The sequence below is a fragment of the Rhodopseudomonas sp. P1 genome (assembly GCF_039642825.1).
GTDB classification, from domain to species: domain Bacteria; phylum Pseudomonadota; class Alphaproteobacteria; order Rhizobiales; family Xanthobacteraceae; genus Rhodopseudomonas; species Rhodopseudomonas palustris_H.
This window is the reverse complement of the sequence record NZ_CP088006.1, coordinates 577,368-597,156: the sequence shown is the minus strand read 5'-3', so window position 1 is coordinate 597,156 and position 19,789 is coordinate 577,368. Positions and strand designations below refer to the sequence as shown.

General features: G+C 65.1%; 18 protein-coding genes and 1 tRNA gene. 9 read left to right on the top strand and 10 right to left on the bottom strand.

The window, feature by feature from the left end:
• Positions 1 to 102 precede the first annotated feature (102 nt).
• The gene (locus tag LRC39_RS02800; RefSeq protein ID WP_346296258.1) at positions 103 to 1,179 is read left to right on the top strand and encodes a phospholipase; all 1,077 of its coding nucleotides are present in this window, start codon (positions 103 to 105) and stop codon (positions 1,177 to 1,179) included.
• A gap of 3 nt (positions 1,180 to 1,182) precedes the next feature.
• Here the strand turns inward: LRC39_RS02800 and LRC39_RS02795 are convergent, their stop codons facing one another.
• From LRC39_RS02795 to LRC39_RS02780, 4 genes are all read right to left on the bottom strand, one after another.
• Positions 1,183 to 1,680, bottom strand: a complete 498-nt coding sequence (locus tag LRC39_RS02795; protein ID WP_346296257.1) for a hypothetical protein — start codon at positions 1,678 to 1,680, stop codon at positions 1,183 to 1,185.
• A 60-nt stretch (positions 1,681 to 1,740) separates the two neighbouring features.
• Positions 1,741 to 2,463 (bottom strand): LrgB family protein, encoded by a 723-nt coding sequence (locus LRC39_RS02790; protein ID WP_107346398.1) that lies wholly within the window; start codon positions 2,461 to 2,463, stop codon positions 1,741 to 1,743.
• Positions 2,460 to 2,843 carry a CidA/LrgA family protein gene (locus LRC39_RS02785; RefSeq protein ID WP_346296256.1) on the bottom strand — a complete coding sequence of 128 codons (384 nt, stop codon included), beginning with the start codon at positions 2,841 to 2,843 and terminating at the stop codon, positions 2,460 to 2,462. Before LRC39_RS02785 ends, LRC39_RS02790 begins: the two co-directional genes overlap by 4 nt.
• Before the next feature lie 152 nt (positions 2,844 to 2,995).
• The gene (locus tag LRC39_RS02780; protein ID WP_346296255.1) at positions 2,996 to 3,553 is read right to left on the bottom strand and encodes a hypothetical protein; all 558 of its coding nucleotides are present in this window, start codon (positions 3,551 to 3,553) and stop codon (positions 2,996 to 2,998) included.
• A 194-nt stretch (positions 3,554 to 3,747) separates the two neighbouring features.
• Between LRC39_RS02780 and LRC39_RS02775 the strand changes: the two genes are divergently transcribed.
• Entirely contained in the window at positions 3,748 to 4,800 is a 1,053-nt protein-coding gene (locus LRC39_RS02775) for an AbrB family transcriptional regulator (protein WP_107354063.1), read from the top strand.
• Positions 4,801 to 4,802: 2 nt separating this feature from the next.
• Here the strand turns inward: LRC39_RS02775 and LRC39_RS02770 are convergent, their stop codons facing one another.
• Positions 4,803 to 5,351 (bottom strand): disulfide bond formation protein B, encoded by a 549-nt coding sequence (locus LRC39_RS02770; RefSeq protein WP_346296254.1) that lies wholly within the window; start codon positions 5,349 to 5,351, stop codon positions 4,803 to 4,805.
• Positions 5,352 to 5,522: 171 nt separating this feature from the next.
• Between LRC39_RS02770 and LRC39_RS02765 the strand changes: the two genes are divergently transcribed.
• Together LRC39_RS02765 and LRC39_RS02760 are read left to right on the top strand one after the other, a co-directional pair.
• Positions 5,523 to 5,607: transfer RNA gene (locus LRC39_RS02765), tRNA-Leu, on the top strand.
• Between the two features lie 218 nt (positions 5,608 to 5,825).
• Positions 5,826 to 6,944, top strand: a complete 1,119-nt coding sequence (locus LRC39_RS02760) for an alpha/beta hydrolase family protein (protein WP_346296253.1) — start codon at positions 5,826 to 5,828, stop codon at positions 6,942 to 6,944.
• Here the strand turns inward: LRC39_RS02760 and LRC39_RS02755 are convergent.
• The gene (locus LRC39_RS02755; RefSeq protein WP_346296252.1) at positions 6,939 to 7,451 is read right to left on the bottom strand and encodes a MarR family winged helix-turn-helix transcriptional regulator; all 513 of its coding nucleotides are present in this window, start codon (positions 7,449 to 7,451) and stop codon (positions 6,939 to 6,941) included. The two genes, LRC39_RS02760 and LRC39_RS02755, sit on opposite strands and share 6 nt — an antisense overlap.
• Before the next feature lie 595 nt (positions 7,452 to 8,046).
• Here LRC39_RS02755 and LRC39_RS02750 point away from each other — a divergent pair.
• Positions 8,047 to 9,498 carry a porin gene (locus tag LRC39_RS02750; protein ID WP_346296251.1) on the top strand — a complete coding sequence of 484 codons (1,452 nt, stop codon included), beginning with the start codon at positions 8,047 to 8,049 and terminating at the stop codon, positions 9,496 to 9,498.
• Positions 9,499 to 10,228: 730 nt separating this feature from the next.
• Entirely contained in the window at positions 10,229 to 11,788 is a 1,560-nt protein-coding gene (locus LRC39_RS02745) for an acetyl-CoA hydrolase/transferase family protein (protein WP_107342748.1), read from the top strand.
• Between the two features lie 139 nt (positions 11,789 to 11,927).
• Here the strand turns inward: LRC39_RS02745 and LRC39_RS02740 are convergent, their stop codons facing one another.
• Entirely contained in the window at positions 11,928 to 12,980 is a 1,053-nt protein-coding gene (locus tag LRC39_RS02740) for an acyltransferase family protein (RefSeq protein ID WP_264075338.1), read from the bottom strand.
• 173 nt (positions 12,981 to 13,153) lie between these two features.
• Here LRC39_RS02740 and hrpB point away from each other — a divergent pair, with 173 nt between their 5' ends.
• The 3 genes from hrpB to LRC39_RS02725 all read left to right on the top strand — a co-directional run bounded on the left by hrpB (position 13,154) and on the right by LRC39_RS02725 (position 16,605).
• Positions 13,154 to 15,631, top strand: coding sequence for an ATP-dependent helicase HrpB (gene hrpB, locus LRC39_RS02735; RefSeq protein ID WP_346296250.1), 2,478 nt, complete (start codon positions 13,154 to 13,156; stop codon positions 15,629 to 15,631).
• A gap of 130 nt (positions 15,632 to 15,761) precedes the next feature.
• On the top strand, positions 15,762 to 16,283 hold the full coding sequence (locus LRC39_RS02730) for a TIGR02281 family clan AA aspartic protease (RefSeq protein WP_264054082.1): 522 nt from the start codon (positions 15,762 to 15,764) through the stop codon (positions 16,281 to 16,283).
• 109 nt (positions 16,284 to 16,392) lie between these two features.
• Positions 16,393 to 16,605: a hypothetical protein gene (locus LRC39_RS02725; protein WP_346296249.1), complete on the top strand. Its 213-nt coding sequence runs from the start codon at positions 16,393 to 16,395 to the stop codon at positions 16,603 to 16,605.
• Positions 16,606 to 16,677: 72 nt separating this feature from the next.
• On the opposite strand, the gene yddG is transcribed toward LRC39_RS02725, so the two are convergent.
• The 3 genes from yddG to LRC39_RS02710 form a co-directional block, all read right to left on the bottom strand.
• The gene (yddG, locus tag LRC39_RS02720; RefSeq protein ID WP_346296248.1) at positions 16,678 to 17,544 is read right to left on the bottom strand and encodes an aromatic amino acid exporter YddG; all 867 of its coding nucleotides are present in this window, start codon (positions 17,542 to 17,544) and stop codon (positions 16,678 to 16,680) included.
• Positions 17,545 to 17,620: 76 nt separating this feature from the next.
• The gene (locus LRC39_RS02715) at positions 17,621 to 18,346 is read right to left on the bottom strand and encodes a beta-ketoacyl-ACP reductase (protein ID WP_263990389.1); all 726 of its coding nucleotides are present in this window, start codon (positions 18,344 to 18,346) and stop codon (positions 17,621 to 17,623) included.
• Between the two features lie 181 nt (positions 18,347 to 18,527).
• Positions 18,528 to 19,706 carry an acetyl-CoA C-acetyltransferase gene (locus tag LRC39_RS02710; RefSeq protein WP_346296247.1) on the bottom strand — a complete coding sequence of 393 codons (1,179 nt, stop codon included), beginning with the start codon at positions 19,704 to 19,706 and terminating at the stop codon, positions 18,528 to 18,530.
• Between the last annotated feature and the right edge of the window lie 83 nt (positions 19,707 to 19,789).

The following is a 19,789-nucleotide window of genomic DNA, read 5'->3' as shown; positions in this document are numbered from 1 at the left end:
TGGGACCCCGCCTGATCACCGCAGCGTTCTTGTTTGCGGTTTGCAGCGCCCCCGATCCCTGACACTGTCGGGCCGTACAACACAAGATCGGAAAGGGATGGGATGAGCGAGGCCGTGATCGACGACATCGTGGCGCTGCTGCCGCCGCTGCTGCAGAGCCTCGAATCGCTCGGCTTCGTCGCGCGCTATCTGCATCCGCCGGAATTCGGCGACCTGCTCAAGCTCGCCGGCACGCCCGAACAGGCCCTGCAGGCCGAGTTGCCACGACTGGCGAATTGGCCCGAGACCTTCGCGCATCTGCGGGGTCCGCTCCAGACCGCCGGCGAGCAGGCGCTCGCGGCGTTTGCCGGCCTGCGCGCGGTCGATGCCGGCCAGGGCGATCTCGGCGACGTCTTCCGGGCGCTCCGGCGTCTGCCGCAGGGGCTGGAGGCGCTGTATCCGCTCGCGGCAACTCTGCCGCCGGTGTCGAGTTTCTTCCTCGATCCGGACAGCCAGCAGAACGAAACATTGCTGGCGCGGCTGACGCAGCCGAAGCATCCCGACAGCGGTGTGTTTCACCGGTTCAACAAGCCCGGCAGCCGTGGCGGCTATTCGCTCTACGTGCCGGAATATTACGACCCGGACCGGGAATGGCCGCTGGTGATGGCGCTGCACGGCGGCAGCGGTCACGGCCGGCTGTTCCTGTGGAGCTGGCTGCGCGACGCGCGCGCCCGCGGCGCCATCGTGGTGGCGCCGACCGCGAGCGGGCGAACCTGGGCGCTGATGGGCGAGGATGTCGATTCACCCAATCTGGCCCGCATCCTCGACGAGGTGCGGGGGCATTGGCGGATCGATCCGTCCCGGCTGCTGCTGACCGGCCTCAGCGACGGCGGCACGTTCTGCTACGTCTCGGGCCTGACCAGCGACTCGCCGTTCACCCATCTGGCGCCGATCGCCGCGAGCTTTCATCCTCTGCTCGCCGGCGCTGCGGATTCCGCACGGCTGCGCGGGCTGCCGATCCAGATCGTCCACGGCCGCCACGACTGGATGTTTCCGGTGGAGGTGGCCCGGCAGGCCCACGAGGCGCTGGTCTCGGCCGGCGCCGACGTCAGCTACCGCGAAATCGCCGACCTCAGTCACAGCTACCCGCGCGAGGCTAACGTCGCGCTGCTCGATTGGCTGAAGCTGCCGGCGGCGTAGCGCTCAGGCCGTACGCCGCACCAACAATGTGCGCCGGACCAGTTCCGAGGCCTGGCCGCGGTCGGCGAACAAAGCGAGCAGCAGCAGCGCCAAGCCGCCATGAAACAGCCCGGCGCCGAGCGCGGTGGGCGCGATCTGCCAGATCAGCAGCGGCGCCGCGACCATCAGGGCGGGCGCGAGCACGTAGGCTGCGCTCAACACCGGCGAAGCGGGATAGCCGAGCCGCCACACCACCGCGCCAAGCGCGGCCAGCGCCATCAGAGCTTTCACTCCGGCCATGAAGCGCAACAGCAGCACCAATTCGGCATCGCTCTGGGCACGCGCGGCGATCGTCGCATCCGGCGAAGCCAGAATCGCGGCCATCACCGCGATCAGCGCGGCCGTAATCGCCACGACCGGACGCGGCATCGACCAGCGCAGCGGCGGGGCCGCGACGTACGAGACAGGCCCCACTGAAACATCGGACATCAGCGACATCCTCAGACGGATGATTTCGCGCAAAGCGTAACGCGGTGGTTGCCGCGGCGGCAAATCACACTGCAGCGACAGCGTGAGCCGACCTCAGTGCACCAGCAGAGTGACCAGGACCGGCACCAAGAGCGCGGTGATCAGCGCGTTCAGGCTCATCGCGATGCCGGCGAACACGCCGGCGATGGCGTCGACCTGGAAAGCCCGCGCGGTGCCGATGCCGTGCGAGGCTAGGCCGACCGCGAAACCCCGCGCCCGGTAATCCCGAATCCCGAGCCGGTTCATCAGCGGCGAGACGACGATCGCGCCGAGGATGCCGGTGAGGATCACCGCCACCGCGGTGAGCGACGGATCGGCGTGCAGCGACTCGCTGATACCCATCGCGACGCCCGCAGTGACCGATTTCGGCGCCAGCGACAGCACCACGGTCTCGGGCAGCCCGGCGAGCTGCGCCAGCCAGACCACCGAGACGATCGCGGTGACGCAGCCGACGACCAGCGCCAGGGCCATCGGCAGGATCGCGGCCAGCACCAGCTTGCGGTTCTCGTACAGCGGCACCGCCAGCGCCACGGTGGCGGGGCCGAGCAGAAAATGCACGAACTGCGCGCCGCTGAAATAGGTGGTGTAGGAGGTGCCGGTCGCCCACAGGAACACGCCGATAATCCACATGGCGTGCAGAACCGGATTGACCAGCGGATTGCGCCCGGTCGCCTGCGACACCGCATCGGTCGCCGCATAGACCAGCAGCGTCACGGTCAGCCACAGCAGCGGCGTCTGCGACAGGTACACCCACAGCGAGAACGGGTTGGCGTTCATCGGGGCACCCACATCGCCAGCAGCCGCGCGACCACCACGAATGTCACCACCGTGACCACCAGCGTGATCAGCACCGACCCGGCCAGGACCAGCATGATCGCAACACCGTGGGTGGTAATCATATCGAGCTGCTGGATTACCCCCACGCCGGCAGGCACGAACAGCAGCGACAAATGCGCCAGCATGCCCTTGGAGGCCTCCTCGACGCCGCCATTGCCGAGCGGTCCGAGCGCCAGCGGCTTGACGTAATCGCGCAGCACCAAAAGGCAGAACAGCAACATCAAGCCGAGCACCGGGCTCGGCAACGGCCAGCCCAGCCCGCGAGCGATCACTTCGCCGACGAGCTGGCACAGCAGGATCAGGCCGACACTGGCGATCATCGGGTTCCCTCACGCGGAAAATCGCCCGCACCGATGCGGTCTCCGCCGGAACCTGTCAATCGCAACGGCAGGACGGCTGCTATGCGCCCGATATCGCCGGTACGACGCACAAAGGCCGGTTCGCCCGCAGCCGTCCATGAAAGCGCGTGACGTCAGCCCTTCAGGCGCTTGTTGCACTCGCTCCAGTAGCCACCGCCCTTTTGAATCCAGCGCAGGCCGCCCGTGGTGTTCGCGGCCTTGTTCGCCTTCCACTGCTGCGCGCAAGTATGCAGTCGCGCCAGCGTCGGTTTTTCCTGTGCGAACTTGGCATCAATCGCGGTCGGATACACCGCCGGCCCTTGCGGCCCAGCCGGCGCTGCGGCGCTCTTGGCTTTCGACTTGCTCTCGGGTTTGGATTCGGCCGGCTTGGCTTCGGATTTGGCCTCCGGCTTCGCGTCGGGCTTGGCATCTGCGGGCTTGGCATCTGCGGGCTTGGCATCTGCCGGTTTGGCTTCCGCGGCCTTGCTGTCGGCGCTCGCCGCTGCCCCGCAATGCTCCTTGCGGAAGTCGTTCCAGCCCTGCCCGTTCAGCGTGCCGTCAGTCTTGGCGGCCTGATACTTGGCACTGCACTCCTGCGCGGTCAGCGCCTGCGCGGGCGTTGCGGCCAACCATGTCAGCAGCGCCGCCGCAGTCACTAGCGCCGCACGGGTCTCGTACCTCAGAACTCTCATGTCCCATCTCCCTGGTGTGCCACCCATTGATATTCTATCTCGCGGGATGCAACTGACAATTGCGATCCGATTACCAGCGGCGAGAGACAGCCAGCACCCGCATCGCCGGCATGGCCGCGCGCGCGAGGCGCAATTGCCGAAGGTATAATGATTTGCAATAAGGTCGCGTGCCTCAAAATCCTGCGCTGACCGCCATGACGTTGCGGTCCAAGACTCTCCAGGTGGTCGAAACGATCGCCATCGGCTCAGCCGGCGGCGCATTGTTCTATTGGGCGCAGCTCCCCGGCGGACTGATCACGGGCGCAATGATCGCGGTCGGCGCCGCCGGCCTTGCCGGACGCAAGATGGGCCTGCCGCCGCCACTGTCGCACATCGTGCTGATGGCGCTCGGCGTCTCGCTGGGCTCGGTGGTGTCGCCCACCATGGTGCACAATCTGGCGTCCTATCCGGTGACGATCGGGCTGCTCGCGGTGGCGACGTTCTGCGCCACCTTCGGCAGCAGCATCTATCTGCAGCGCGTCCATGGCTGGGACCGGACGTCGGCATTGCTGGCCGGCAGTCCCGGCGCGCTGTCGCAAATCATCATGCTGGCCACCGAACGCAAAGCGGACGTGCCCGGCATCGCCGTCGTTCAAGTCATGCGTGTGATCATCCTGACCAGCGCAGTGCCGATGCTGCTGGCGCTGATCGGCATGGCGGGTCACGGGCCACTGCCGTCGCGCGGGCCGGAGGCGACACCGCTCGTCCTGGCCGTCCTGATCGCGGTCGCGGTCGGCGTCGCGCTGCTGCTGCGGCTGGTGAACTTTCCCGCAAGCTGGATGTTCGGCGCAATGCTCGGCTCATCGGTGCTGCACGGCGGCGGTTGGGTGGAAGGCACGCTGCCGCAATGGGCCTATCTGGCCGCACTGGTCGGGATCGGCACCCTGATCGGCGCTCGGTTCGGCGCCATCAAGCCGCGCACGATCCTCAGTTATATCGGGGCAGCGCTCGGTTCATTCGCCGTCGCGATCGCGATCTCGGCGGTGTTCGTCGTCGCCATCATGCTGACCACACCGGTCAAGCTGAACGACCTGGTGGTGGCGTTCTCACCCGGCGCCATGGATGCCATGATGGCGCTGGCGCTGACGCTGCACATCGATCCGGTGTTCGTCGGCGCGCACCATCTATCGCGCTTCATCTACGTCTCGATCGTGACGCCGGGGATCGTGCATTGGTTCGGGCACAGCCCGGACGACGTCGACGACTGACCTCAGCGCCGCTTGAGCCGGACCAAGCCCCATCCGCACAGCGCGGCGAGCGCCAGCGACGCCAGCACGTTGTAGCCGGCAAACGACAGGCCGAGAAACCGCCACTGGACCTCGTCGCAACGCACGACTTTGACCGTGTCGAGCTGGGCGAGCAGTCCACCAGCCTTGCTGAGGTCCAGGATCGGTCCCGAGCAGTCCGACGGGCCGGCCCAGAACCGCCATTCGACTCCGGCGTGGTAGGCGGCAAGGCCGGCATTGCCGAGCGCCATCAGGCCGAGCACGACCAGTCCAGCCGCCAGCAGCCCCACCGGTGCACGGCGCCAGGCCGCAAAGGCGATCAGCAGCCCGAGCGGAATGTCCAGATAGTAGGCGTAACGCTGCTCCAGGCAGAGCTTGCATGGCGCCAGCCCCAGCACAAGCTGGGAAAACCAAGCGAGCCCCAGCGCCGCCACGGCGACGACCGCGACGGTCAGCGCCACGCCTCCCGCGATCCGCTCCGGGCGGCCCGTCTCGGCAATGGTGCCTCGATGGTCGATCAAGTCGGCGGTCACTGTCGATCTCCGGGATGCGGCAGGGGTCGTATCTCGGGGCCGAGACGCTGTCGAGACGTTGTCCGATCAAACCAGAGTGTCCGCCGCCGCCTCGGCGCGTCGGGTTGACCCCGACTCCGGGACCGCTATAGTCCCGCGCGCTTCGCGGCCGGATGATTTTTGGTCGCGCGGGCCCCTGTGGCGGAACTGGTAGACGCGCTCGACTCAAAATCGAGTTCCGCAAGGAGTGCTGGTTCGATCCCGGCCAGGGGCACCATTTCGCCGAGCACATCTGCCCCCGTGTTTCAGCAGCCCCTTTGTACGACAGCCTCTGCCGGGGACGGCATGCTGCAGTGCGCAGCAGAGCGTGCAACGCAGCATCGATCTTGGCTCTCAGGACCCGCTTCGCGAGTGACAGCAGCTCGCAATTCAGTTATTCGATCAACTAAGTAATTTAACGAAGTCGGTCGAGGTAATCGGGAGGGGGTCGCAGTCTTGCGACTGGGCAACAGCATCCAGGATCATTGCGACGTTCGAGGACTGCTCGATCACGACGAGTACAGTGACGAATTCAGCAGATTGCTATGCGTGGCGCAGAACGAAGGCGTCAGCTTTTCCGAATGCGTGGCCGCCGCGAAACTGATCCGATCGAGCAACGGGCCCGGTTGGCGGCAGGCTTGGGAAGAGCTCGCCAGATCACATCTCCGTCGCGCTCAGGAAGCCTGTCGCACCGGCAATGAGTTGGCGGCGCAGAAGGGCTGGCTGCATGCGGCTAACTATTTCATGGCCGCAGCGATCGAGAGCTGCCCGGAGGGCGCAGAACCAACCCTGGGAGCTTTGGCGCACACCTGCCTCCGGCACTTTCTGGCGAAGCTGACTCCCCAAGGCGAGACCGTCGTCATCCCGTGGCTGGAAGAGAGATCCCTTGAGGGTTTCTATCTGCCGGTCACGTCTCACGGCGCAAACGCACATCCGGTCGTCGTCTGTATCGCCGAGACCCGGCGCACCAAAGAAGAGATCTTGTCACTGGTCCTGCGCTCCGCTCGTCAGCGCGGCATGGCGCTGCTCTGTGTCGATCTTCCCGATGAGGCACCATCGCCACGTGTCGCCGCCGAGACGGGCATCACAGCGGCACTCGACTATCTGATCGAGGCCCGCGGGATCGACCCGGCGCGAATCGCCGTCATCGGCGACGGCAGCCCTTCTTCGCTCGTCACCCGTGGCATCGCTCTCGACGGCCGCGCCGCAGCCGCCGTGTGCGACGGCGGGCTCTGGGACTTATGGGCGGCACGTCAGACCGACGCGTGTGTCGCGGCGCTGGGCATGGTTCAGGCCGGGCCACGGCTGCCGGCGATGAACTGTCCGATGCTGGTTCCGCTGCGGGCGGGCGAAGCCATCGAGCCGGGCCACGCCCGCCATCTGCTGGCCCAACATCACCCCGGAAACCGCGACATCCTGCTGAAGGTATTTGGCGAGACGAGCAGCGGCCCGTGGACGCTCGACGGCTACGACCCAATTCTGGTGGCCGACTTCGTATTCGACTGGCTCGGCCAGCAATTGAATGCCGGAGCCGGGGAGGCCGACTGCATTCGCCGGCTGGAGTCGCGCTTATAGGCCGCTGGCGAGTTTGACGGTCGCCTTTTCCAGGCGGTTCTGTAGCTCCCCGAGCTGGGACGTGAGCTGTTCCAGTTCCTCGCCACTGATCTCTTCAAAGATGAAGCTGTTGAGGGCGCGCTCGTCGGTCGCCAGACCGGCAATCTGCTTGTAGGCCTTATCAGATAGAGACAGTTTCACCACCCGCGCGTCGTGGCTGTCGACCTGACGCCGGACCAAGCCCTTCTTCTCCAGAAGCTTGGATTGCGTGGTGATGAACGACGGATCGACGTGGACAGCCTTGGCGACATGGCGGATCGAAACTCCGTCACCCTGCTCGAGGTCCATGACTGCCATCAGCAGCGCGAACTGCGGCCCGCTGATGCCGAGCGACTTGGCGCGGAACTGACGGATCTCGTCGAGAAAGACGGCGACGCTCGCGACCGTCGTGGCGAAACGCCTGGCGAGGTCGGGATCAATCGTCGAGCCGCGTGGCGCACGAGCCTCTGCTTTACTCTTGGTCTGCATTGTCCGGTCAATGTCCCGCACAAGCGCCAATGCTCGTGCATAGCTCGTCGCACAACTAGGTTGGCAGTGTACACAACTTCCTCAACCGCTCATATCAATTCCGGTCGAACAAGGGCGTCTGTGCACGCTGCGCGCAGCTATACAGGTTTTGCGGGAAGATTGCTGCCCGGACGAGTGCGGTCAAGACGGCCGCTCCTCGCATAACTTGTGAATGCTCGAGGGCAGAGTGGGAGCGGCACGCTCAACAGCCGCCCGACTTGCAGCTTCAACGCTGCAGTCGACATGAGCCGCTGAACCGACCTCGATCTTCTTGCAACACCTCGACCTCCCACCAGTCGTGGAAATTGTGCGTCGCCACCGTCTTGTTGCACAAATGCAACGTGCCGATCCAAATCATATTGCTGAGTAGATAAATGAATTTGCTAACGTGATGAAATCAACCATGATCCGCCGCAGACGGGGTGGGGCAAACACTAGTCGTCCCGTTGAGAGGTCTGTCGCGCCGAGGCGCTGGCGAACTTCGCGTCACAGGGCCACCTCGGGGCGCTCCCGAAGGAACCGGCTCCATCCACTTTGTTGACCTTGGAGGGTTGCAATGAACATCATTAAGCAACTGGCGCTGGGAACAGCTGCAGCGGTAATCGCTGTTGGCAGTGCTCAGGCCGCTGATCTTCCGTTGAAGGCGAAAGCCGTCGAATACGTGAAGGTCTGCTCGATCTACGGCGCCGGCTTCTACTACATCCCGGGCACCGACACCTGCATCAAGCTCGGCGGCTATCTGCGCGCCGACGTCACGATGTTCGGCAGCGGCGGCTATAACGCTCCGGCCTGGAACGGCAACGCCGGTCAGAAGAACCGTCTTTCCAACGACTACATCTTCCGGTCTCGCCAGGATATCAACATCGATACCCGCACCGCGACCGAATACGGCGTGGTTCGCACCTACTTCGATGCGACCTTCAACTGGACCACGGGCACCGACACCATCGCCAACGGTTCGCTCGGCGTTTACTACGCGTTCATCCAGTTCGCCGGCTTCACCTTCGGTAAGGCGGTGTCGCAGTTCGACACTCCCTGGACCGGCTATCCGGGCAACAACACGTCGTTCCTGATCGGCGGCTATGACGACGTCACCGGCATCAACCAGGTGTCGTACACCGCGGAATTCGGCAACGGCGTGTCGGCCTCGATCTCGCTCGAAGATCAGTCGTCGTACCTGCAGTCGGCGCTGTACAACGTGTCGTCCGCTCCGAACTTCCTGGCCTACGGCGCCAACTCCTACGCCGGCACCTCGATCCCCGACATCGTCGGCAAGATCCGTGTCGACCAGGCTTGGGGTCTGTTCCAGGTTTCGGCCGCGGCGCATCAGGTTCGTGCCAGCTACTACAACCCGGCGCTCGAGACCTCGGGTCATCCGAGCGATACCTGGGGCTACGCGGTCCAGGGCGCTCTGTCGCTCAAGAACCTGCCGACCGGCCCCGGCGACAGCATCAACATCACGGCGACCTACTCGAACGGCGCGACCCGTTACGTGCTGGGCGGCGTGAGCCCGAACTCGTTCGCGATCTACGGCAACAACTCGGTCCCGGGTACCTACCAGAGCGTCGCGTTCGGCGTTGCGGCTGACGGCGTGTTCGCCGGCCTCAACAACCTGACCGGCACTGGCATCGAGAAGACCAGCGCCTGGGGCGTCCGTGGTGCGTTCAACCACAACTGGAACCCCTACTGGTCGAGCTCGCTGTTCGGTTCGTACACCAAGATCGACTACAACGGCACCGCGACCGCTCTGATCTGCACCGGTCTCGGCGCCAATGTGGCCGGCTTCAACTGCAACCCGGACTTCGCGATTGCTCAGGTCGGCACCGTCACCCGCTGGACCCCGGTCAAGAACCTGACCCTGTCGGGCGAAGTGATGTACACCTATCTCGACCAGGCTTCCTCGGGCGTGCTGCCGCTGACCGCTTCGGCGACCAAGCCGGCTGCGAACTACGAGTTCAAGGACCAGGGCGTCTGGAGCGGCAACCTCCGCGTTCAGCGTAACTTCTGATCCGCGCTTCTCGAAGCGAGAATCTGATGAACCCCGGCGGGCAACCGCCGGGGTTTTTCTTTGCGCATCGAACACCGGTTCTCTGAATGATTTCGATCGGAAGCCAGCACACAACGCGAAGCGTGGGGGCACGTATCAGGGCTCCCTCTCCGGCAGAGGAGGAGATCGCCATTTACTACGAGTGTTCGCGAAGCCGCTTCCTGGAGACAGGTCGATCGGCCACACTCATTGACTAAATTACCTGTTGTAGTCAGGCAAAATACTCATATACTTATGAACAAGGTCAGCGGGTGATCGGTGACCGTCGAAGGAGAGGAAAGAGATTTCGGTTCCTTCATGAGACCTCCAGAAAACCTCCGGCAATGCCCTGCCGGAGGTTTTCGCTTTTGGGGCATCGCCTCGACTGCCAACAGGCCCAGCCGGAAAACGGCACCATCGCCGAACAGCGGTTGGCGCGGGCCTGCCCTGCAAACGCCACATGCCGGCTCGTCACCCTCCCACGTGCCTCTTCGCGCCCGTTTGACGCTTTCCGTTCGGCGGAGTTTGATTGAGGAATCAAATAGCTGATGCGAAGGTGCGGCGCCGGGCGTGACCTTCAGATACGGCGCGCGGCATCGTTTGGGAGCGGGACGCATGCCTCCTTCGCCATAGGTTGCATGGCTCTTTTTGTCACAGCGACTAGACGAATCGCATCAATCCCCTGGCCGCTCCTAGCAAGAAAGAGTCGTTGATGGTCAACGCCGAGCGCATCCTTGCTCCCCACCTCCGCTCCAAGGTCATGACCGCAGCCGACGCTGCCGCGCTGATTCCGTCCGGCGCGCATGTCGGCATGAGCGGCTTCACCGGCGCCGGTTATCCGAAGCTGCTGCCGCTGGCGCTCGCCGAGCGCATCAACGCGCATCACGCCCGCGGCCAGAAGTTCAAGGTCAGCGTCTGGACCGGCGCCTCGACGGCGCCCGAGCTCGACGGCGCACTCGCCAAGGTCGACGGCATCGAGATGCGGCTGCCTTATCAGTCCGACCCGACCTGCCGTAAGCGGATCAACGCCGGGCGGATGGAATACATCGACATCCATCTGTCCCACGTCGCCCAGCACGCCTGGTTCGGCTTCCTCGGTAAGCTCGACATTGCTGTGGTCGAAGTCGCTGGCATCCGCGAGGACGGCAGCCTGATCCCGTCGTCGTCGATCGGCAACAACAAGACTTGGCTCGATCTCGCCGACAAGGTCATCCTGGAGGTCAACGCCTGGCAGGACATTCGCCTCGAAGGCATGCACGACGTCTATTACGGCACGCAGCTGCCGCCGAACCGCAAGCCGATTCCGATCATCGCCTCTGGTGACCGTATCGGTGAGCAGTATCTGCGCTGCGATTCCGCCAAGATCGTCGCGATCGTCGAGACCAACCTGCCCGATCGCAACTCGGCGTTCTCGCCGCCCGACGACACCTCGCAGGCGATCGCCGGCCACATCCTGGATTTCCTCGGCCACGAGGTGAAGAAGGGCCGGCTGCCGCACAATCTGCTGCCGCTGCAATCGGGCGTCGGCAACGTCGCCAATGCGGTGATGGCCGGCCTCGAAGATGGCCCGTTCGAAAATCTCACCGCCTACACCGAGGTGCTGCAGGACGGCATGCTTCACCTGTTGCGCAAGGGTAAGCTGACTCACGCTTCGGCGACCGCGTTGTCGCTGTCGCCGGAAGGCTATGACGAATTCCTGCGCAATCTCGATTTCTATCGCGAGCGCATCGTGCTGCGTCAGCAGGAGATTTCCAACCATCCGGAAGTGATCCGCCGGCTCGGCGTGATCGCGATGAACGGCATGATCGAGGCCGACATCTACGGCAACGTCAACTCGACCCACGTGATGGGCACGAGCATCATGAACGGCATCGGCGGCTCCGGCGACTTCGCCCGCAACAGCTTCCTGTCGTTCTTCATGACGCCGTCGGCCGCCAAGGGCGGCAAGATTTCCTGCATCGTGCCGATGACCTCGCATGTCGATCACACCGAGCACGACGTTCAGGTGATCGTCACCGAGCAGGGCCTCGCCGATCTGCGCGGCCTGTCGCCGAAGCAGCGCGCTAAGGTGATCATCGAGAATTGTGCGCACCCGACCTTCCGGCCGGCGCTGAAGGAGTACTTCAAGCGCGCGCTGGAATACTCGCCGGGCCTGCACACTCCGCACATTCTCGACGAAGCGCTGACCTTCCTGCCGAACTGGATGGCCAACAAGGCCGCACGTGAAGCCTGGCGCGACGACGCCGTGGTGCAGGCCGACGCCTGGCGGTAAAGACCCACCCTCTCCGTCGTTGCAAGCGACGCGAAGCATCCAGCCCCCATACGAGGCTGGACTGCTTCGCGACAGGGCTGTGCGCGTACGGCACAAAGCGCGGATCCGAGTTGCCGAGCTATGAAGACGTAAGTCTTGATTACTCCGCGGCCTGCAGCCGCGGTGCCTTTTTGCGCGGGGCGATCCAGAAGGCATCGGGACGTTCGAACAGGAACGTGGCGCCGCTCTTCATCGCCAGTTTCCAGATGATCAGCGCGCCGACCACCCCGGCAATGTTGACGATGATCGCGATCACGCCGAGATCGAGAAACGGCGCGTACTTCAACAGCAGCGACCGGCTGATCGCCATCGGCAGGAAGAACGCGAGATAGATCACAATCGAATGCTCGCCGCAGAACCGCAAGCCGTCGAGCCAACGCTTCTCCGCCAGCAACGTGCCGACCGTGATGATGGCGCAGGCGCCCGCGAGGCCGAGCAGCAGCGAAATCACCGGCAGGTCGGCAGCCCCGATATGCACCAGCACCGCGTTGATCACCGCCCACCCCGCGAGGCCGATCAGCGCCAGGGCCGGGCGGGCGCGGGCCGCATCGGAAAACGCGAAGACGTGCCGGGCGAACAGATAGCCGGTGTAGAAATAGAAGAACCGCGCACAGAACTCGTCCGGCACCATCCAGCCGGTGGCAACATGCAGGGATTCCAGGAGCGCGGCGACAGCCCAGATCAGCAGCGGCGGCAACCGCCGCGTCAGCTTGGTGACGACAAAGAAGATCGGCAGCAGATAGATGAACCATAGCGTGCCGAATGGATCGATGAACGACAGCGCATATAGCTTCGCGACGCCGATCCACCCCATCTCGGCGGCGAAGCTCGGCGCCTTGAAGGCGAACTGGATCGTCACCCACAGCACATAGAAGTAAGCGAAGTGCACGACCTTGCGATCGAGATAGGTCCGCCAGCCGCGATCGATCACCACCGCCAGGAATAGGCCGGAGATCAGGAAGAAGTCCGGCATCCGGAACGGGCGGGCGAACTCGACCACATAGTGCATGAAGCTGGTCTGGCCTGCCGCGGCCTCGACGCCGAGCACCGAGTGCATCATCACCACCATGATGATGCAGATGCCCTTGGCATAGTCGACCCAGTCGACCCGGCCGCCGTGCATGCGCGGAGCCAGTGTGCCGTTCGCAGTCATGGTTGTTCCCGTCTGATGCGGCTCGGATGCATCATCGGCGCGATCGGTTGAGTTAGTGTTGCCCCCACTATCGAATGTGCGGCATTTCCGGAATTGGAAGCCTGGGTGGGCTGTTTTGCCGCTGCAGGTTGTTTCTGTTAACCATCCGCCCCTTGCATCCTTCGAGCTGACTTTTGACCCGCACCTTCGATACCCCGCTGCCGATCGACGACGCGCTCGACAAGCTCACCGCCGCGCTCGAGGCGAGCAATACCGCGGTGTTGGTCGCGCCCCCCGGCGCCGGCAAGACCACCCGCGTGCCGCTCGCGTTGCTCGATGCGCCGTGGCGGAAGAACCAGAAGATCATCGTGCTGGAGCCACGGCGGATCGCCGCCCGCGCCAGCGCCGAGCGGATGGCGAAGACGCTGGGCGAGAAGGCTGGCGAGACGGTCGGTTATCGCGTCCGATTCGGCTCCAAGGTGTCACGCGCCACCCGGATCGAGGTCGTCACCGAGGGCATTTTCACCCGCCAGATCCTCGACGACCCGGAACTCACCGGCGTCGCCGCGGTGCTGTTCGACGAGTTTCACGAACGCTCACTCGATGCCGATCTCGGCCTCGCCCTGGCTCGCGACGCCCAGCAAGGTCTGCGCGAGGACCTACGCATCCTGGTGATGTCGGCGACGATCGACGGCGCCCGCGTCGCCCGGCTGCTCGGGGATGCGCCGGTGGTCGAAAGCCTCGGCCGGGCGTTTCCGGTCGAGACCCGCTATCTCGGCCGGCGCAGCGACGCGCCGCTAGAGCGGCAGATGGCCGAGGCGATCGCGCAGGCGCTGCGGGCGGAAATGGGCTCGGTGCTGGCGTTTCTGCCCGGCGCCGCCGAAATCCGGCGCACCGAGACGATGCTGCGCGAGCGGGTGCAGGATCCGGCGGTCGAGATCGTACCGCTGTTCGGCGCGCTCGACGCCGCGGTGCAGGACCGCGCCATCCAGCCGGCACCTAAGGGCCAGCGCAAAGTGGTGCTGGCGACCTCGATCGCCGAGACCTCGCTGACGATCGAGGGCGTGCGGATCGTCGTCGATTGCGGCTTATCCCGAGTCCCCCGTTACGAGCCGGACCTCGGCCTGACCCGGCTGGAGACGGTGCGCGCCTCGCGCGCCGCCGTGGACCAGCGCCGCGGCCGTGCCGGCCGGATCGAGCCCGGCGTCTGCTATCGGCTGTGGGACGAGCCGCAGACCGCGTCGCTGCCGGCCCATACGCAGCCGGAAATCCTGTCCGCCGATCTGTCGTCGCTGCTGCTCGACCTCGCCCAATGGGGCGTCGCCGATCCGTCGTCGCTGGCCTTCCTCGATCCGCCGCCGCAACCGGCGCTGAAGGAAGCCCGCGAGCTGCTCGGCGAGCTCGGCGCGCTCGATCCGGACGGCCGTATCACCGACGAGGGCCGCAGCCTGCGGGCGATGGCGCTGCCGCCACGGCTGGCGCGGATGATCGTCGATGCCGCCCGCCACGGCTGCGCCGAGGATGCCGCCGAAATCGCCGCGATTCTGACTGAGCGCGGGCTGGGCGGCGACGGTGCCGACCTCGACCATCGCCGCGACCAATTCCGCCGCGACCGCTCGCAGCGCGCCAGCAGCGCCCGGCAGATGGCGCAGCGCTGGGCAGCGCAGGCCGCGTCGTCGTCTCGCTCCCCGCAAGACGCTGGCGAGCTCTCCTCCGGCGTCCTGCTCGCCTTCGCGTTTCCGGATCGTGTCGCCAAGAACCGCGGCAATGGCAGCTTCACGCTCGCAAATGGCCGCGGCGCCGCGGTTGAGCAGACTTCTGCGCTGGCACGCGCACCGTATCTGGCGGTCGGCGAACTCACCGGCAGCGCCGCACAGGGCCGCATCCTGCTGGCGGCGCCGATCACGCTGTCCGAGATCGAGCTGCATTTCGGCGATCAGATCACCGACGCGGACGAGGTGAGCTTCGACCGCTCCGCGATGGCTCTGCGGGCACGGCGCCGCCGCGGGCTGCATGCGATCACACTGTCCGAAGCGCCGCTGGCGCTGACGCCCTCCGAACAGACCGCGCGCGTGCTCGCCGACGGCCTTGTCGCGGCCGGGCTCGAGCGGCTGCCGTGGTCGAAGCAGCTTCAGCAATGGCGCGGCCGGGTGATGTTCCTGCGCAAGGCCGAGGGCGACCCATGGCCTGATTTGTCGGATGCCGCCCTCGCCGAGTCGCGCGAAAACTGGCTGGTGCCGGCACTATTCGACAAGACCGGCCTGAGAGACTTTTCGGCCTCCGACCTGTCGGACGCCCTGATGAATCTGCTGCCGTGGGAGCTGCGGGGCCGGCTCGACCGCGAGGCGCCGACGCATTTCGAGGCGCCGACCGGCTCGAAGCTGCCGATCGATTACGAGGCCGAACAGGGCCCGACCATCGCGGTGCGGCTACAGGAATTGTTCGGCCTGACCAGCCATCCGTCGGTCGCCGGCGGCGCGGTGCCGCTGGTGCTGGAACTGCTGTCGCCGGCGCACCGGCCCGTGCAGGTCACGCGCGACCTGCCGGGATTCTGGCGCGGCTCGTACGCCGGGGTGCGGGCCGATCTACGTGGCCGCTATCCGCGCCACCCCTGGCCCGACGACCCCGCCTCGGCGCCGCCGACCCGCCGCGCCAAGCCAAAAGGCACCTGAGCCGGCGCTCGCGTTAATCCTTCGCTCACCGTTTTCGCCAAAAACATCCGGATGCATCGGACGCCGCGGTCGCGTCCGGCATCCGCGCGTGATCCAATCTGCGCGGCGACGGACTGTGTGAGTAGGCGTTATGCGTAGCATCCTGATTTTCGCCGCAGCCCTCGTGGTGCTCGGCACCGCGATGGCTCAAATCGCCGACCGGATTACCCCGGCTCCGGCGCAGGCCCATGCGGCGCCTCACGCCACTGTCGGCATGGCGGCGGCGACTTCCGAACCCTATGGCCGCAGCATCAGCATCGACCGCGACCCGCGCGGCCATTTCCGCACCGATGGCCGGATCGACGGCCAGCGGCTGTCGTTCATGGTCGACACCGGCGCCTCGGTGGTCGCTCTCAATGAAAGCTCGGCGGCGCGGTTCGGTCTGCGGCCGTCGCGCGGCGACTACACCGCCAAGGTCTCGACCGCGAACGGCCAGGTGAAGGCGGCGCGCGCCCGCATCGCGATGCTGGACGTCGGCGGACTGATCGTACGCGACGTCGATGCGCTGGTACTTCCCGACGAAGCGCTGTCGGAGAACCTGCTCGGCCTGTCCTATCTGTCGAAGCTGAAGCGCTTCGCCTATGCGGACGGCCGCATGGTTCTCGAGCAATAATCTCGATTACTTCCTGAACATCCGTTCAAGAAAATCCCTGCGGTTCCGCAGGAACGCTCATCGCGACTGCATGTTTTCTCTCCGCAATTTGAACAGAGAGGAGACACACATGAAGATGGGCTACGTGCTCGCCGCGGTTGTCGCGGCCGCGATTTCGCTTCCCTCGATTGCGTCCGCCGAGACGACGATCATCAAGAAGAAGGTGTATCGCGATGGCCCGCGCGCCGAGATGATGCATCGGGATCATGGCTGGCACCGCGGCTGGCGCCACCACCATCATCACGGCGACCGCGTGGTGGTGATCCACAAGCACCGCTACTGATTTCTTCGGCAGACCGAGACGACAAAGCGACCGGACAGCCTCCGGTCGCTTTGCTGTACGGGCCTCGCTGGATCAACTCCGCTTCAGCATGTCCTTGGCAGCGAGCAGGCCGCCGCCGGCGATCAGCAACGCTGCAATTGCCAGCGCGGTGGTTGGACGGGCATAGCCGGCGAGGATCAGAAACGCTGTCGACAGCAGCGGCGTGGCATAAGATGCGGCGCCGAGCACACGGATGTCGCCGCGTTTCATCCCGATGTCCCAGGCGTAGAAAGCCGCGCCCACAGGTCCGATGCCGAGCGCGATGATCGCCGCCCATTGCATCGTGGTGTCCGGCCACACGGTCGGCTCGATCAGCACATGCACGGCCGTGGCCAGCAGCGCGGTGACGAAGCAGAAGCCGGCGACCGCATCGGTCGGCACCGCACTGAGCCGGCGCGACAGCACCGAATAGCTCGCCCAAACGAAAGCCGCGATGAACGCCGCGGCAAGCCCGGGCAGATAGGCCCGCTCGATCACCGCACCGTTGCCGGTGAACAGCAACACCGTGCCGGCAAGCCCGAGCAGCGCCCCGGCAACGTGATGCAGCTTCAGCCGCTCGCCCGGCAGCAGCGAGGAGAACAGCACGATCAGCAGCGGCCATAGATAATTCAACAGGCCCGCCTCGGCTGGCGGCGCCAGTCGCAGCGCCAGGAAATACAGCGCGTGATAGCCGAACAACCCGCCGACGCCGACCGCCCACACCAGCGGCGGTTGGCGCAGCGCGCGAACCGCCTGCGGCCGCACGATCCAGCCGACTGCGGCAGCGAGCGCACCGATCGCGAACGTCATGGCGGCAAGCTGAAACGCCGGGATGGTGCCGGTCGCAACCGTCATCACCGCAAGCAGCGACCACATCAGGATCGCCGACAGGCCGATCAGCGTCGCAACGCGCGACGTCATGAGCGCACCTGCAGGCTGATCCTCGCAGCAGCACGGCAGACGCGCCGTGCGAGGATCGAAGTGCCGCCCTTGTGCCTCAAACCATGTATTGGCCGCCGTTGATGGTGAGCGTCGAGCCGGTGATGTAGCCGGCATCGTCGCCGGCGAGGAACACCACGGCGCGCGCGATCTCCTCGGCCTCGCCGAGCCGGTTGCATGGGATCAGCGGCAGGATCGCCTTGTCGAGCACATCCTTCGGCACCGCCTGCACCATCTCGGTGTTGATGTAGCCCGGGCAGATCGCGTTCACCGTGATGCCGCCGCGCGCATTCTCCAGCGCCAGCGCTTTGGTGAAGCCGATGTCGCCCGCCTTGGCAGCCGAATAGTTCACCTGACCGAACTGGCCCTTCTGCCCGTTGATCGACGAGATGTTGACGATGCGCCCGAACTTGCGATTGCGCATGCCCTCGATCACCTGCCGCGTCATGTTGAAGAGCGAGCCGAGGTTGGTGTTGATCACCGCATTCCATTGCTCGAGCGTCATCTTGTGGAAGGCGCCGTCGCGCGTGATGCCGGCATTGTTCACCAGAACATCGACGGGACCGAGTTCGGCCTCGACTTTCTTGACGCCCTCGGCACAGGCATCGAACGAACTCACGTCCCATTTATATACCGGAATACCCGTCTCGTTTTTGAATTTTTCCGCTGCCGAATCGTTGCCCGCATAGGACGCTGCGACTTTGTAGCCCGCCGCTTTCAACGCCTTGCTGATTGCTGCACCGATACCGCGCGTCCCCCCAGTCACCAACGCCACCCGCGTCATTGCAAAGCTCCTCCCGCAATTCCTTTTTTGTCTAGAACGCGATTGTGTCTTTTCGAATAAAAGGATGGTCGCTCGTGAACATCAAGCAAAAACGCCCGGCAATCTGCCGGGCGTTTGAACAATCGTTCTTGCACTGCAACTGATCAGTCCGTGTATCGCGACATCGTCGCGACACGCGCGATCAATCGCGCGCGAGGCACATCGCAATGCCCATGCCACCGCCGATGCAAAGCGTGGCAAGACCTTTCTTCGAATCGCGCTTCTGCATCTCGTGCAACAGCGTCACAAGGACGCGCGCACCCGACGCACCGATCGGATGACCGATCGCGATCGCACCGCCGTTGACGTTAACCTTAGAAGTATCCCAGCCGAGATCCTTGTTCACCGCGCAGGCCTGCGCCGCGAAGGCTTCGTTGGCTTCGATCAGATCGAGATCGCCGACCAACCAGCCGGCCTTCTTCAGCGCCGCGCGCGACGCCGGGATCGGACCAGAACCCATGATCTTCGGATCGACGCCGGCCTGGCCCCACGACACGATGCGGGCCAGCGGCTTCTTGCCTAGCTTCTCCGCCTGCTTGGCGGTCATCAGCACCACTGCCGCCGCGCCGTCGTTGATGCCCGAGGCAGAACCCGCCGTCACCGTGCCGTCCTTCTCGAACGCCGGCTTCAGCTTGGCCATCGCTTCGATGGTGGCGCCGTGGCGCGGATACTCGTCGGTGTCGACCACGATGTCGCCCTTGCGGGTCTTGATCGTCACCGGCGCGATCTCGTCCTTGAACTTGCCGGCCTTCTGCGCGGCTTCGGCCTTTTGCTGAGAAGCCACCGCGAATTCGTCCTGCTGGTCGCGGGTGATCTGCCATTGCCGCGCGACGTTCTCGGCGGTGTTGCCCATGTGGTAACCGTTGAAGGCATCCCACAGACCATCCTTGAGCATGGTGTCGACGAGTTCGACCGCGCCCATTTTCACGCCGCCGCGCAAATATTGCGCATGAGGCGCCATGCTCATCGATTCCTGGCCGCCGGCAACGACGATATCGGAGTCGCCGTTCATCAGCGCCTGATAACCGAGTGCGACCGAGCGAAGACCCGAGCCGCAAAGCTGGTTGATGCCCCATGCCGGGCTCTCGACCGGAATACCGGCCGCGATCGACGCCTGCCGCGCCGGGTTCTGCCCCTGACCGGCGGTGAGAATCTGGCCCATGATCACTTCAGAAACCTGCGCCGGATCGATACCGCCGCGCTCCAGCGCAGCCTTGATCGCGACCGCGCCGAGATCGTGCGCCGGCGTATTGGCGAAGGCGCCGTTGAAACTTCCGACAGCGGTGCGTGCGGCGCTGACGATGACGACATCGTCCGACATGGACATCTCCTGGGCTTGAGTTTTTGACGGTCTCTTGGACGGCGGGGCCTGGTTGGCGTGCCGGTGTCGGCGCACATCCTGTG

Coding starts and splice junctions, on each gene's coding strand:
- LRC39_RS02780 (WP_346296255.1), bottom strand. CDS start 3,553: ATGAGAGTTCTGAGGTACGAGACCCGTGCGGCGCTAGTGACTGCGGCG.
- LRC39_RS02790 (WP_107346398.1), bottom strand. CDS start 2,463: ATGAACGCCAACCCGTTCTCGCTGTGGGTGTACCTGTCGCAGACGCCG.
- LRC39_RS02715 (WP_263990389.1), bottom strand. CDS start 18,346: ATGACGCGGGTGGCGTTGGTGACTGGGGGGACGCGCGGTATCGGTGCA.
- yddG (WP_346296248.1), bottom strand. CDS start 17,544: ATGACGTCGCGCGTTGCGACGCTGATCGGCCTGTCGGCGATCCTGATG.
- LRC39_RS02785 (WP_346296256.1), bottom strand. CDS start 2,843: ATGATCGCCAGTGTCGGCCTGATCCTGCTGTGCCAGCTCGTCGGCGAA.
- LRC39_RS02745 (WP_107342748.1), top strand. CDS start 10,229: ATGGTCAACGCCGAGCGCATCCTTGCTCCCCACCTCCGCTCCAAGGTC.
- LRC39_RS02775 (WP_107354063.1), top strand. CDS start 3,748: ATGACGTTGCGGTCCAAGACTCTCCAGGTGGTCGAAACGATCGCCATC.
- LRC39_RS02725 (WP_346296249.1), top strand. CDS start 16,393: ATGAAGATGGGCTACGTGCTCGCCGCGGTTGTCGCGGCCGCGATTTCG.
- LRC39_RS02750 (WP_346296251.1), top strand. CDS start 8,047: ATGAACATCATTAAGCAACTGGCGCTGGGAACAGCTGCAGCGGTAATC.
- LRC39_RS02730 (WP_264054082.1), top strand. CDS start 15,762: ATGCGTAGCATCCTGATTTTCGCCGCAGCCCTCGTGGTGCTCGGCACC.
- LRC39_RS02800 (WP_346296258.1), top strand. CDS start 103: ATGAGCGAGGCCGTGATCGACGACATCGTGGCGCTGCTGCCGCCGCTG.
- LRC39_RS02755 (WP_346296252.1), bottom strand. CDS start 7,451: ATGCAGACCAAGAGTAAAGCAGAGGCTCGTGCGCCACGCGGCTCGACG.
- LRC39_RS02740 (WP_264075338.1), bottom strand. CDS start 12,980: ATGACTGCGAACGGCACACTGGCTCCGCGCATGCACGGCGGCCGGGTC.
- LRC39_RS02710 (WP_346296247.1), bottom strand. CDS start 19,706: ATGTCGGACGATGTCGTCATCGTCAGCGCCGCACGCACCGCTGTCGGA.